This is a genomic window from Nostoc sp. CCY0012 (assembly GCF_963920855.1).
Lineage (GTDB): Bacteria > Cyanobacteriota > Cyanobacteriia > Cyanobacteriales > Nostocaceae > Cyanocohniella.
Genome location: NZ_CAWUDM010000003.1, coordinates 13,436 through 27,636 on the forward strand (window position 1 = coordinate 13,436; position 14,201 = coordinate 27,636).

Consider the following 14,201-nt stretch of genomic DNA (forward strand, 5'->3'; position numbering starts at 1 on the left):
TAACCGAATCCTCAGCTAGCGTGTATTACAACATATAAATACAACATACACAATAACTGTTTTGTGTAAATTTACTTAGGTTATTTTTTGAGCATTATGTCCTACCCACTTACCCGCAAAAGTGATCAAGTTGATAACTACCACGGTACTTTAGTTACAGATCCTTACCGTTGGTTAGAAAACCCAGACTCAGAAGAAACTAGAAGTTGGATTGAGGCACAAAATAAAGTTACTTTTGATTACTTAAACGAAATTTCTGTTAGAAAACAAATTAAGCAACGCTTAACTAAACTGTGGGATTATGAAAAATATGGCATCCCATTTAAAGAAGGTAATAACTACTTTTATTTCAAAAATGATGGACTGCAAAATCAAAGCGTTCTGTACACCTTAAAAACTCTTGATGCTGAACCAAGATTATTACTTGACCCTAATAAACTTTCAGATGATGGTACTATTGCCCTTTCAGGATTAGCCATTAGTGATAATGGTAAACTGTTAGCATACGGATTATCTACCTCTGGTTCTGACTGGCAAGAGTGGAAGGTTCGTGATGTAGAAACTGGGGAAGACCTACAAGATCATCTCAAATGGATTAAATTTTCCGGTGCATCTTGGACACATGATAATCAAGGTTTTTTCTATAGTCGTTATGATGAACCAAATGAAAAAACCAAATTAGAAGATGTCAATTATTATCAAAAACTCTACTATCATCAATTAGGTAATCCCCAATCGGAAGATATATTAATTTACCATCGTCATGACCAAAAAGAATGGGGTTTTAGTGGCGATGTTACTGAAGATGGAAGTTATCTGATTATTTCTGTTTGGCTGGGAACTGATGCTAAAAACTTAGTTTTCTACAAAGATTTAACTAATCCTCATGCCAAAGTCATAGAACTAATTAATCAGTTTGAAGCTAATTATAGTTTTATTGACCATGATGATAGTGTTTTTTATTTTCGTACAGATTTAAATGCTCCACGCGGCAAATTAATTGCCATTGATACTAAAAACCCTGCTCAAGCAAATTGGCAAGAAATTATTCCGCAATCTACATCAACTTTAGAAAGTGCCAACATCCTCAATAATCAATTTGTCGTTGATTATCTCCAAGATGCTCATAGTCAAATTAAAATTTTTGACCTCAATGGGGCATTAATTCGTGAAGTAGAATTACCCGGACTCGGTTCAGCCGGTGGCTTTGGTGGTAAACGTGATGATATTGAAACTTTTTATAGTTTTACGAGTTTCACAATCCCAGGTACTATTTATCGCTACAACATGGTAACGGGTAAAAGTGAACTTTTTCGCCAGCCACAGGTAGATTTTAATCCTGATGATTATGAGACAAAACAAGTTTTTTACGGTAGTAAAGATGGTACTCAAGTGCCGATGTTTATTACTCACAAAAAAGGTATTGAATTAGATGGAAATAATCCCACCTATCTCTATGCTTATGGTGGTTTTAATGCTTCAATGACTCCTGGCTTTTCTGTGAGTATGTTGGTATGGATGGAGATGGGAGGTGTCTATGCTATGCCGAATATCCGCGGTGGTGGGGAGTATGGCGAAGAATGGCATCAAGGAGGAATGAAGGAGAAAAAACAAAATGTCTTTGATGACTTTATTGCAGCGGCTGAGTGGTTAATTACTAACAAGTATACCCAACCCAAAAAGTTAGCGATCGCAGGTGGTAGTAACGGTGGTTTATTGGTAGGTGCTTGTATGACTCAGCGTCCTGATTTATTCGGTGCAGCTTTACCCGCCGTGGGTGTGATGGATATGTTGCGATTCCATAAATTTACTATTGGCTGGGCTTGGGTTCCCGAATATGGTTCGGCGGATAACCCAGAGGAGTTTCAGACACTTTATGCTTATTCACCATTGCATAACCTCAAACCAGAGACAGCTTACCCTGCAACTTTAATTACCACAGCCGATCATGACGATCGCGTGGTTCCGGCTCATAGTTTCAAATTTGCTGCGGCTTTGCAAGCTAATCACGTTGGTGATGCACCAGTGCTAATTAGAATTGAGACTAAAGCGGGACATGGTGCGGGTAAACCTACTGCGAAAATTATTGAAGAAGCAGCAGATAAGTGGGCCTTTTTAGTAAGTACTCTGAATATTACGAGTTAAGTACTCTGCGCCGTCAATAAAGCCACCCTTCTCACTTCCAAGACAGCGAATTGGAGTTCTGGGGTACTTTACACTTTTTCTGTAGCACCTAACATATTTAAAAGTTTATCCACATTATCTATATCCCCAACAATACGCCGAATTGGTTGTGGCGAAACTTTAACCAGGGTGGGAGTTGCAGAAACTTGATCAATCTCTGCTTGTTCAGGATTAGTTAAAACATCGATCACTTTCATTGTGTAAGGATACCCCAGCGATCGCTCCAACAGTTCATGCAAATTCTGGAGGATACGTTCTGTATTGATACTATGTCCAGCCACAAACAGACGTAAAACATAACATTGTGCTGGTAACTGTGGCTTTTGAGCAGCAATAACTGGCGGATGATACTTGGGTTTGGGTTGGGAACAGTCCAAATCTATGATTAAATCATGGTCTTCCCACAGTTGGGGAAATGAAGCGCGATAAGTAGTTAATACCATGCGATCGCACAAACCTTCTTGCCAAGGTGCTGTTTGCCAAACTAGCTCACCAGTGCCAAAAATAGCATTAAGTACAGCCTGATGTCGCATGACGGCTGGATAAGCTTCTGCGAAGGTTCGTACCTGGTGGGTATGGGGATCTAACCAGTGATCAATTGTGGCAGTATAACAAGGCACTAAAAAATGCGGCGGTTCTGGTAAGTCTAAAATTTCCTGCAAAGCCGCACACAAATGCAAATGCCATCGACCCTGTTTATTCGGGTCGATGCAATAAATTAAATCTCCTCCCGGTGTAAAAAGGGCAATACCTTTGAACAACTGGGGTTTAGATAGTTTATCTGTGATCAAGGAGTTACAAGGGTTAGGGAACTCAAAGGTAAAAAATTTTTACCTTTTATCTTTTACTGTAACTAAACTCGTCCTCGGAGAAACTGCGCCATTTCGTTAGGAGTTGGTGACATTTCTAAAGCCGTTTCTTCTGTGATGCGGCCTTCTTGGTAGAGGTTGAGCAAAGACTGATTCATGGTAATCATACCGTCAAAACTGGCTTGCTTCATCAACTCACCAATTTCATCATATTTACCGTCTTTGACCCATTCTTTAATGGCTTCGGTATTAATCAAGATATCGTGGAATGCTGCCCGCTTGCCATCGGTAGTGCGGCACAAACCTTGAGCAATTACTGCCACTAAAGATTCAGCCAGTGCTACCCGCATTGCATCCTGTTCCTCACCTGAGTAAAGATTGAGAATCCGTTCAATGGTTTTCACAGCACTATTGGTGTGTAGAGTTCCCATAACTAAGTGACCAGTTTGCGCCGCTTTCAGGGCAGTATTGACGGTTTCTTTATCCCGCATTTCCCCCACCAGAATCAAATCTGGATCTTCGCGCAAAGCTGCTTTTAAAGCGTTGTCAAATTTTTGGGTGTGCATCCCCACTTCCCTTTGTTTTACCAAGGACTTACGGCTTTGGTGTACAAATTCAATGGGATCTTCAATAGTGATGATATGTTTGGCCATCTCTCTATTGATGTAATCGATCATGGCCGCCATTGTGGTCGATTTACCAGAACCAGTGGGCCCAGTAACTAAGATTAAGCCTTTGTGGTGGTGGCAAATCTCCCGAAAAACCGTCGGTAATCTCAACTGTTCCATAGACAAGATTTTCAAGGGAATTAACCGCAGCACCATTGAGTAGCCCTTGAGGGAACCAAAAACATTAATCCGCACACGGGCAAAATCGTACTGTGTTGCACCATCAAATTCGAGATATTCTTGAAAACGCTGAATTTCTGCTTCTGTCAACACCTCCTGCAACCATCTCAGAAAAGTATCTGGGTCTGTTTCTGGATAATCTGTTGGCTGAATTTCTCCTCGGTTGCGGAAGCGGGGAATTTCCCCTACTCCCAAATGGATGTCAGAATATCCTTGATCATAAGCTTCTCTAATAATCTGCGCTAGACTTAGCCCCGAACTGTTACTTTTGGTAGTCGCCGAACTAGCCATTGGTGGGGGAGTTCCTGGGCGATGGGCAGAACTTGGGGGTGGCGGTGGTGCAGCGTGAGTAGCAGGTTGACCGGAACTTCTATGCGCTGACATATCCAAGGTTTGAGTAGACTGGCGCTGCGTCGTTAATGATGATGGTGGTGGTGGTGGTGGTATGGACGGTATCTGACGGGAAGCAACAGGATGAGAATTTGATGGAAGCTGTGATTCTGTCATATATGTTTACAATGCGGGATTAATTAACGAAAATCAGCAAAAAATGTCTGATGGTGGCTCTAATGGCGGTGAGAAGAAGAGTTGCTGGCATTTATCTATGCAAAACTGTCTTGCAACAATCTGTTACATTGCTTTTTCCTACCTGTATCTTTTTAATTAAAATCTTATAGATTGCCGATAAAGAGATAATTTTAATTTTTCTCTTATATAAACTGGTTTAACACATTACAACCATGTAGATACTTCAGTAATATTTACTATAAATAAATGCAATAAATAATACATAAGTTAGATTTGTAAATACTTTCCCCCAAGAGATGAGAATTTTTGCTGCCAAGTATGGAGACAAAATGCTAGCAACAAGCTGCGAAATCAGTAATAGATCATTCTTCAGCTTTGTCTGAGAATTATGAGAATTAGAAACAACTATTATAAGAAATGTTAAGCAAAGTCGAATTAAAGAGTTAGAAATGCACTTGATTTACTGAAGTTGATTACCCTCTATGCCTAAAGATAGATAGCCTAAGCTGTGTTGAAGCTGCAATGTAAAGCCCGCGTTACATTCATATTTATAAAAAGTTAACTGTAAAGTTTAGTAAATAAATGCTCATTTTATCAATAGCTTTTTATATACTGAAACTTCAATTGAACGAATTCAGTTAAATCGTTAGAAACGAAAGATAACTGAAAATAAAATTATTGCTGTGTATTCTTGGGAGGAAAAGTCAATGGTTTCTGCTCAAAGCTCTAATCTAGGAAAGACCTACTCCTTGATGATGATCAAAAGTTTTTTGATCTGGACTTTCACATTAGCAGTGTGCTTGTTAGTTGTCGGTTTTCCATTAGTCTTTTTGATGGCTACGGTCGGATGCTTGTTGTCGATTGTTCTGCAATCAGTAATGCCTGCTAGTGCGGTTTTACTGGTGTCAGGTGGTTTAATTTTGTTGAATGTTATGGCAGTTGTGGTGGCCGCCGGCGTGTTGACTTTTAAAGGTATACATCCAAATGAAGTCAAATGGTTAAGCTGGTTGCATGGAGAAGCAGAGCAGATGCAAACTACTGTATATGCGGCTTGTCCCTTGACTTGTGACATCGAAGTATAGTTGATTGAACTAAATTCGATAAACAACGCATCTGCCCGGTTTAGCCGGGTTTTTTCATGCTTTTGTAGAGGTTAGGGGTTAGGGGCTAGAGAAGAGAGGTTTTAAAATTTTTGTGCCGAAAAATGGGATGTGCAAGGTTTGCTCTGCGTTTATCTTCTTCCATAACTGCTTAACTCCGTTTTGACATACCTCACGAATAGAGAAATTGCTTGATTGATCAAACTCAAGAGAAAAAATTAAATTTAAAATAGTTTTTTAGTTCCGAAAGAGTGCATTAGCCCTTAAGATAACGAAATAATTTCGTTTATTTATATCTTCATGAACTAATGACTATTAAAAAGAAAGTTTGTATTATTTTGGGTACACGTCCGGAAGCGATTAAACTGGCTCCGGTAATTCAAGTCTTCCAAAACTCTCCAGACTTTGATTTGCAGGTAATTTTAACTGGACAGCATCGTGAGATGGTTGAACAAGTGATGCAGTTATTTAACCTGAAAGCAGATGATGATCTAGAGATTATGCAGCCTCAGCAGACTTTAAATGATATTACTTGTCGTAGCTTGAGGGGATTAGAAGCTTTATTTCAAAAAAATAAGCCAGATTTAGTTATAGTCCAGGGAGATACTACTACAGCTTTCGCCGCTGCTTTGGCAGCTTTTTACCAAAAAATTCCCATTGGTCATGTAGAGGCGGGGTTAAGAACTGATGATTTATTTAATCCATATCCTGAAGAAGCTAATCGACGGTTGATTTCGCAACTGACTCAGTTGCATTTTGCGCCCACGGCTTGGGCGGCGGAGAATTTACAACGTTCTGGGGTGTTAGGTGAAATTCATTTAACGGGGAACACTGTCATTGATGCTTTATTAAATGTAGCTGCAACCCAACCAGCCTGTAATATTCCCAATTTAAACTGGAACTCATACCGCACCTTGCTAGCCACAGTCCATCGGCGAGAAAATTGGGGAGAACCACTGCAAGCGATCGCCCAGGCTTTTTTACAGATATTAGATAAGTTTCCCGATACAGCCTTGCTGTTACCATTACACCGTAACCCTACCGTGCGAGAACCATTGCAAGCACTTTTAGGTAATCATCCGCGAGTGTTTTTAACAGAACCCTTAGATTATGGCGAACTAGTAGGCGCCATCGGGCGATCGCATTTCTTATTGACTGATTCTGGTGGTTTGCAAGAAGAAGCCCCTAGTCTGGGAAAACCAGTATTAGTGATGAGAGACACTACAGAAAGACCAGAGGCTGTGACTGCGGGTACAGCCAAGCTTGTGGGAACTATCACTACAAATATTGTTCAAGCTGCGGGTGAGTTGTTAAGTAACCCCAGCGTCTATGAAGCAATGGCAAACGCCATAAATCCCTATGGAGATGGTCATGCAGCAGAACGTATTTTGCAAATTGTGCAAAATTATTTAGGTTTAGTTTCTAAATAAAGCACTCCGAGTTTGTGGGCCGACAATACCATCTGCAAGTAAATTATTTCTTGCTTGAAATTCTCTAACTACACGAGCTGTAGTAGGGCCATAATATCCTGTCGGTTCCACACCCAAAACTCGTTGAACATCTGTCACAGCTGCACCACTCGCTCCCAAACTGAGAATCATGGGGCCACCAGTGGGGCTTGGTGGGGTGCTAGTGCTAGTTCTAAATAAAGCGCTGCGGGTTTCTGGGCCGACAATACCATCTACACGCAAATTATTTCGTGCCTGAAAATTCCTGACTGCGTTAGTAGTGGTAGTGCCATAATATCCTGTTGGTTGTACACCTAAAGCTCGTTGCACTTCTGTCACCGCTGCACTGCGCGATCCCAATCTTAAATTTACTGGGCCACCCACACCAGCCCTAGGAGTAACAGTAATGGGTCTGGCAGCAATATTATTAGGTGTACTACCAATCCATCTAGCAGCAACGTATTTATTGTCAGATAACCGGACAAAACCGTTCATAGTTCCCGTATTCGATATTTGAGTACGGTTAGGAATACAGCCCACAACTGGGGAATTAAGGGTTGCTGCTGTACGCACCCGAAGACAACTACCATTAGTCCTTACATATGATGTAGAAATTGTCTGCGCGTGGGTGACTGTGGCAAAAAGTACACTGATACCAGCTAAAGCTAACCAAGCTGATGATTTTAGCAAATTTTTCCAGTTAAATTGCAACTTGGGAAAATCAATGTTTGCGGCTTTCTCTGATTTGGCTGGAACTGTTGCAGAAGATTTAAACAGCTTTTTCCAATTGAAATCAAATTTGGGAAAATGACATTCAATGTTTTCCGCCCCCTCTTCATTAGCCATAAACATATGGGAATAGGCCATAGAGTCCATAATGCGCTCCTTGGTGTAATAAATGGCAAAGTTATAGTGAATTAATTGTTTTCACTCTATATCCAATTTTAGTGTATTTTTAATTACAACAATCAAAGAGCAATTTTATTGTCAGCAAAATCAAACAGCAACAAAAATGAAACTAGTATTAAGAAAATCTACTAGATTTGATTTTTATGAAAATAAGTAAATTTTCGTTGAGATCGTCCTATTTTCGGGAACAAAATTAATAAAAAAATTTGTTATTCAATCACTTGGAAGTATTAAAAATATCAGTCCGCAGAAGAATACCGTTACGCCAGACTTCTACACCTTGAGGACTAACTAAGTACGAAAAACTACCATTATCTGCACGATATTTATCTTGACCAATATTTCTAGCCGTAATTTTAATGGGCTGGCTTAAGTCTTGCTTTAACTGCCCAACATAAAATAGTTCCCCGTTATTTTCACAGACTTTGATCAGATTGTTTGCAGTTTCACCTTGAATAATCGTGAATCCAGTGCATTTAGTTTCTACATTCACAGGTGCCAGATTTACAGAAATTTGTGGCGGAGGTGAAACTGTTTGTTGGGGATGGGGTGTTGTTATCTGTGCGGTTGTAGACACTAAGAGGCGAGAGGGATCAGCCGCTATCCGACCATTGGGATAAATTTCAAAATGCAGATGGGGTGCGGAACTATTACCTGTAGAACCCATTTCAGCAATTATTTGGCCTTGATTTACCTGTTGACCCTTACTAACCAACAAACGCCGATTATGACCATAAACTGTGATACTTCCATCCAAATGTTTAATTTCTACAGCATTCCCTAATCCCCAGTTGTCCCAACTCGCTTTGACAACTGTACCGGATGCCACAGCAACAATGGGAGTTCCTGATGGCCCAGCAATATCAATTCCTTCATGTTGATATTTACGGAAGCCTTGAGAAATATAACCTTGAGTCGGCCAAATGAAGTTAGCAGCCGAGGGAATATTTGGCGCTGAAGAATCTTTTGCTATCTGAGTCAGGGCGGAGGTATTGAGACTGAGTACAAGGATTAAGGATGTGATCCCAATTAAGGCATAAGTACAAAATCGACGAATAGTGTAAATAATTTTTTTCATAACTCAACGTGTAGACACTTGCTGGTTATTTTGTTGTTTCAACTTAACACTGACTTCATCAGGAGAGTATATGTGTCAAATTGGCAACTTTTGTTTAATAACCTGTGTCAACGTGAGTTTATTTCATAGCCCCTGAGACTGGGAATCAGGGTATAGACAAACCTAGACTAGCCGATTGCTTCCCCCAGGAAAGCCTACCTACGTAGGTAAGAATCAGTCATTTAATTGTGAAAAATCCTCAAGGGTTAGGACTACTAAACCTTTTCTACGGTAACCAAGATGGTGAGATTGCTTCCTGAAGTCGCAATGACAAAAACGCTACTTTTGACAATAGACGAGGTTTAGATTATCGATTGACAATTCAACTCCGATTCCAACGCAGATAAGTTGTGTAGACAATGGCTATAACTTGTATCGGCATGATGGCAATCAGGCTTTTCCAAAAATAGTTGAGTTCTAAACTAGACATGGCGCTAAAATAACCCATCCCTACTAACAAGAAAAGTGTCCAGGAAAAATATTTACGTTTAATAGTTAGCATCCCAGTTAAATAAATTACAAATATGCCCCAGGATAGATAGTCAGTCAGAGAAAGGTCTAAAACCATCCCTGTTTACGTAGCAGGTAAGTATTGACAAATCCTTCGGGTGATTTATTTAGGTAGATCATGCCTTCCATTAAACCTACAAGCTGCATGATTAATAAACTAACGCCGTAAGTAAAAGAACCCCCAATTAAAGAAATAACAAGCATGATAAATCCTTCCTGGGCATAGCCTAAAATAAATTTATGAATGCCAAAACCTCCAAGGATAATGCCGCAGTAACCAGCTAGAAGTTGTTTAATAGGTTGGCTAGGGTTGAAATTTGTCATCTGGTTGCTGTTCCTAAAAAAGTGAATATAGAACTAAAATTTTAATTTTAATTATGTACAGAAAATATATTTAATTTGTAAAAATAAGTTGAATTTTTTGTTAATGTGAATACATTTTTGTATCGATAACGATTACTAATTTGCCCAAATTCATAAGAAATCAAGCAAATAATTAAGTCCTTATTTTGCGATACTGAAAATATCTAAATTCGGGTATTTTTTATGCAAATTTTCTGAACTGAATTTTTTGTCGTCAAAAGAGTTTGACCATACCAAATTTTACAAGTCCATTAGTTTTATGTCCGGACTTTTTTGAGATAGTTATTTATTATCTCTTGCCATCTAATTTATGTCTGAGGAGGGCAAGAAATATTTTAGCGATCGCCTAACTGATCTAGATAATACTAAATCTTTACCCAGATATTTTGTCTTCTATTTTACGAGATTGCGGTAATGATATTTACCAACAGTACACTGATACTGAAAATAGCCATATAAAAAATATTTGATGATGAGTGCATATGCAGACAAAACCAAATGTTTTGATATTTTCTAACCGTAAATCAACGTTATTTTAATTACCGCTGCCCAAGAGAAATAGACTGAGTAAAGTACCACTATTCCATAGACTATGAAGCAGCATAGGTGCTAAGAGATTACGCGATCGCGTGTAAACTACCCCTAAAACGATACCTAAAGCTGTGAGGGGCAGAATTTCCGACAAGCTGAGGTGAGCGATCGCAAATAACAAACTGCTGAGTATAATTGATGCCCACACGGGTACATAACGAGTCAAAGAAGGTAATAAAAAGCCCCGAAACAATAGTTCTTCAAAAATAGGAGCTGCGATCGCAGCTGTAAAGAAAAACATTCCCAAAGCCACAGTATCTCGACTTTCCAAAGCTAGTTGCAATAAGGGGTTACTACCACCTTGTCCTTGCCATAGCTGTTGATTAATTAATGACACCACCACCACTATTGGTAAAGCCGCACAATAACCACCAAATCCCCACAAAAACCATTTATCTGCCAACCGGAAGCGAAACCAGTTTTCTGGTAAGGGAAAAAAGCGCTTGAGTGAAAAATAAAGCACCCCCAACGCACCTGCGGCCACCATCATGTAACTTACCAACACAGACAAAGCCTGAAGTCTGACATTAACAATGGGACGGGGGATGGGAAGTAGCAATAACAAAGAGGGTACAAAAAGTTGCCCCATGAAGAAAAAGCCGACAACAAAAACCTGTAGAATCGTTTCCACATCCCAAGGAGTTGACCAAGGTAAATCGGCATTTTGAGCAAAAATAGCAGCTTTACCCTTCCACAAACGCTGACCTATTAAGAAAACTAGTAATATTAGACCAATTAATGCTGCTAGTGTGGGAATTGTGCCAATCAAGACTAATTTGCCCACAGCTTCAGCCGCCGCTTCTTGTTGTACAGCTTGAACTGTAGCTAAAGCTTCTTGTCGTTGCTGAAGTTCGTATAGTTGAATTAAAGCAGTAGAACGAAACCAACCATCTAAATTTTTTTGGATCACCTGTTGAGCATTAGGCAGAATCCGCGGAGGATCACTCCACAAACCACTTAACACAGCTGCCGTTTCGGGAAATTCAGCATTAATATCAGTAGCTTGCTGTAATTTACTCCAACTCTCGATGGCTGTATCTGTCTGTCCTTGCTTTGCTTGTAAAATTCCCAGTCGTAAATCTAATTCAGCCAGTAACTTTTGTAGTTGCTGAAGAGACTGCTGCAATTTTTGCGGCTTTTCCTGGCTAGGCGTTTGAGTTTCGAGAGAGTTTGTTGGTAAAGGTTTAGGGGGAATGGGTAGCGTTTTTGGTTGTCCCAGTTGGTTTTGAGCTTTATCTAAATTAGCTTGAACTGATTCACGTGCTGCTTGATATTGCTTTGTAGCACTTTCTAGCGGTTGTTCACCCAGTATTGATTGCCGAATCGTCTGCAAATTCTGATCATTAATCTCTTCTGGTTGCCAAGCTTGTGCTTGCAGCGCAATGTTGGTTTGATACAGTTCTAAGCGACTTTGAAACTGGGGTTGTTGCCAACTACCAAATAAAGACGAAACTGACAACACAACTGCTATCGGTGTCAGGACAAAAAATAAAACCAACCGCTTAATTGTCATCTATACCCCTTTGGAACGTTAGAGGGCAAAGCATCCCCCTTGGAAATTATCGCAAGAAAAAGCCAGAGGTTGATATATCTCATCAATATTAGGTTTGTATTTAGGACTTTAGTCCTCACAAAGTCACTGATACAATACTCATATAAGCATCTGGTGCTGACCCAATATCCCGATTTTCATGAGTAGCGAAATCCAACTCAGTCTCTTTGATAACTCCAACTCGAACCAACAAGATTTAATTCCCACAGACGCGAAAATTCCCATTACGTCCGGGACATACAATAATATGACCGAATTGGCACAGCATTGCAATCAGTGCCACCGTTGCAGTTTGGGAGACACCAGGACTCATGCTGTTGTGGGACGCGGTAACCTCCAAGCACCAATCATGGTTATCGGGGAAGCACCAGGCCAAAACGAAGATGAAACAGGTTTACCATTTGTCGGTAGATCAGGCCAGTTGCTAGAAAAAATCTTGGCATCTGTGAATCTGAGTACCGAACATGATGTATACATTGCCAATATCAATAAATGCCGTCCACCAAATAATCGAGTCCCCACCCCTGACGAAATGGCGGCTTGTAAACCCTACTTATTAGAACAAATTCGCCTTGTTGACCCAAAGATGATTTTATTAACAGGTGCAACTGCCGTCAAAGGGATAACTGGTGATAAGCGAGGGATTACGAAAATTCGCGGTCAGTGGTTAGAGTGGGAAGGGCGTTTGTGTATGCCAATTTTTCACCCTTCTTACTTGTTGCGTAATCCTTCAAAAGAAAAAGGTGCGCCTAAATGGTTGATGTGGCAAGATATCCAAGCAGTACGTGCCAAGCTGGATGAAATTAGAAAAAATAGTTAAAATTCTCAACTTAACTTATTCCTTTGTTAGGTATTTTTTTTACTTTCAAACCCCAGTACGCATCCGCACACTTCCTGCTTGACAATCACGCAACCAAGTTTTCACGGCTTGGGCTACAACGCCATTACTACTATCCCGTGGTGGTGATACTACTTGTTGTTGGGGATACGCACCCATTTGGGTAAACATCATGATCAAACGCCAACCACTTTGAGTTTTTGTCAATAGCAGCCAATGAAATTGCTGTGATTCTACTGCTTTACCACCAATGTACTGCCGTTCTAAAGTAGTAAAAAAAACCTGATCAACTTCTGTTGTGGCATTTTTTTGATGATCTGAGTGATATCCACCAGGGTTAAGAGGTAGAGGTTGAAACTCAGGTTTTCCTGCAACCAACATATAACTGTAAATATCACTGCTTCTGCTGCGACGCCGGGCGCGTTGAGTTACGCGATTAGCATAACTAGGTAAATCCCGCAATAATTGAGTAGTTAAATTTTCAGAATTTTGCTCAGAACAAACAGAACTCAGACCATCTTTAATGTTTTTCTTTTGAGTTGCTAAAACAGGTGTATGGGCAAACACTGAGTTATTAATGCTATCTGCTGCTACAAGACACAAAGCAAAAACTACAAGCCACAAGCCATAATTTTTCTTTTGGACTGTTGCTGTTGCCTTCATAGCACTGTAGTTAACTCCTCAACAATCTTGTTCCAGGCTAACTCAGGTTCAGCAGCCGCAGTGATAGGACGACCAATTACCAAATAATCTGCACCAGCTTGGATGGCTTGGGCTGGGGTAAGCGATCGCTTTTGATCTGTTTTCTCTGCCCAAGTGGGCCTCACCCCCGGACAAACGAGCAAAAAGTCATTTCCACAAGTTTGCCGTAACTGTGCCGCCTCTTGGGGCGAACATACTGCGCCATTTAACCCCGACTCTTGGGCTATGAGTGCCATTTCTAAGGCATATTCTGGCAGTTCTAGAGGAATTTTCAAATCAAAAGCCAGTTGTCTAGTAGAGATACTTGTTAGCAGAGTAATGGCAATTAATTGAGGTGGTTTGACACCAGCTTGTGCAGCCCCTACCTGTACCGCTTCCGTGGCAGCTTTGAGGGCATCTCTGCCAGCCGTGGCGTGAATGGTCAATAAATCTACTCCGTAACTAGCCGCACTACGACAAGCCCCAGCCACAGTGTTGGGGATATCGTGAAACTTCAAATCTAGAAAAATGCGCTTTTGCCGAGATTTTAAAACTTCCAGGATGGTGGGGCCAGAACTCGTAAATAATTCTAAACCCACTTTCCAGAAACTAACTTGCGGCAATCGATCCACAAGAGCGATCGCACTTTGCAGATCCGGCACATCTAAAGGCACAATTATTTGATTATTAGCCCTTCGGCTAGGCTCAGGATAAATCATTAGT

13 protein-coding genes are annotated in these 14,201 nt (G+C 40.4%); 4 read left to right on the top strand and 9 right to left on the bottom strand.

The genetic code is table 11. The features are described from left to right. Positions 1–96 precede the first annotated feature (96 nt). Complete coding sequence (locus tag ACM0OS_RS01175; RefSeq protein WP_414541320.1) at positions 97–2,145, top strand: prolyl oligopeptidase family serine peptidase; 2,049 nt, start codon at positions 97–99, stop codon at positions 2,143–2,145. A 68-nt stretch (positions 2,146–2,213) separates the two neighbouring features. Here ACM0OS_RS01175 and ACM0OS_RS01180 read toward each other — a convergent pair whose 3' ends face one another. Then, on the bottom strand, positions 2,214–2,975 hold the full coding sequence (locus tag ACM0OS_RS01180; RefSeq protein WP_414541321.1) for a circadian clock KaiB family protein: 762 nt from the start codon (positions 2,973–2,975) through the stop codon (positions 2,214–2,216). Between the two features lie 62 nt (positions 2,976–3,037). Beyond that, positions 3,038–4,348, bottom strand: a complete 1,311-nt coding sequence (locus tag ACM0OS_RS01185; protein WP_414541322.1) for a type IV pilus twitching motility protein PilT — start codon at positions 4,346–4,348, stop codon at positions 3,038–3,040. A 728-nt stretch (positions 4,349–5,076) separates the two neighbouring features. On the opposite strand from ACM0OS_RS01185, the gene ACM0OS_RS01190 reads away from it, so the two are divergent. Further along, entirely contained in the window at positions 5,077–5,451 is a 375-nt protein-coding gene (locus ACM0OS_RS01190) for a hypothetical protein (protein WP_414541323.1), read from the top strand. Between the two features lie 326 nt (positions 5,452–5,777). Then, on the top strand, positions 5,778–6,899 hold the full coding sequence (gene wecB / locus ACM0OS_RS01195) for a non-hydrolyzing UDP-N-acetylglucosamine 2-epimerase (RefSeq protein ID WP_414541324.1): 1,122 nt from the start codon (positions 5,778–5,780) through the stop codon (positions 6,897–6,899). On the opposite strand, the gene ACM0OS_RS01200 is transcribed toward wecB, so the two are convergent. From ACM0OS_RS01200 to ACM0OS_RS01220, 5 genes are all read right to left on the bottom strand, one after another. Further along, positions 6,885–7,763, bottom strand: a complete 879-nt coding sequence (locus tag ACM0OS_RS01200) for a peptidoglycan-binding protein (RefSeq protein ID WP_414541325.1) — start codon at positions 7,761–7,763, stop codon at positions 6,885–6,887. The two genes, wecB and ACM0OS_RS01200, sit on opposite strands and share 15 nt — an antisense overlap. A gap of 280 nt (positions 7,764–8,043) precedes the next feature. Then, entirely contained in the window at positions 8,044–8,904 is an 861-nt protein-coding gene (locus ACM0OS_RS01205; RefSeq protein WP_414541326.1) for a M23 family metallopeptidase, read from the bottom strand. 361 nt (positions 8,905–9,265) lie between these two features. Further along, positions 9,266–9,511: a hypothetical protein gene (locus ACM0OS_RS01210; RefSeq protein ID WP_414541327.1), complete on the bottom strand. Its 246-nt coding sequence runs from the start codon at positions 9,509–9,511 to the stop codon at positions 9,266–9,268. Next, complete coding sequence (locus ACM0OS_RS01215) at positions 9,502–9,777, bottom strand: TM2 domain-containing protein (protein ID WP_414541328.1); 276 nt, start codon at positions 9,775–9,777, stop codon at positions 9,502–9,504. The genes ACM0OS_RS01210 and ACM0OS_RS01215 overlap by 10 nt, the downstream gene beginning before the upstream one ends. 574 nt (positions 9,778–10,351) lie before the next feature. Next, complete coding sequence (locus tag ACM0OS_RS01220) at positions 10,352–11,920, bottom strand: lysostaphin resistance A-like protein (protein WP_414541329.1); 1,569 nt, start codon at positions 11,918–11,920, stop codon at positions 10,352–10,354. A 178-nt stretch (positions 11,921–12,098) separates the two neighbouring features. On the opposite strand from ACM0OS_RS01220, the gene ACM0OS_RS01225 reads away from it, so the two are divergent. After that, entirely contained in the window at positions 12,099–12,779 is a 681-nt protein-coding gene (locus ACM0OS_RS01225; protein WP_414541330.1) for a uracil-DNA glycosylase, read from the top strand. Between the two features lie 45 nt (positions 12,780–12,824). Here the strand turns inward: ACM0OS_RS01225 and ACM0OS_RS01230 are convergent, their stop codons facing one another. Next, a complete protein-coding gene (locus tag ACM0OS_RS01230; protein ID WP_414541331.1) occupies positions 12,825–13,460 on the bottom strand; it encodes a hypothetical protein in 636 nt (211 codons plus the stop codon). Further along, entirely contained in the window at positions 13,457–14,197 is a 741-nt protein-coding gene (gene pyrF, locus ACM0OS_RS01235) for an orotidine-5'-phosphate decarboxylase (RefSeq protein ID WP_414541332.1), read from the bottom strand. The genes ACM0OS_RS01230 and pyrF overlap by 4 nt, the downstream gene beginning before the upstream one ends. Positions 14,198–14,201: the final 4 nt, after the last annotated feature.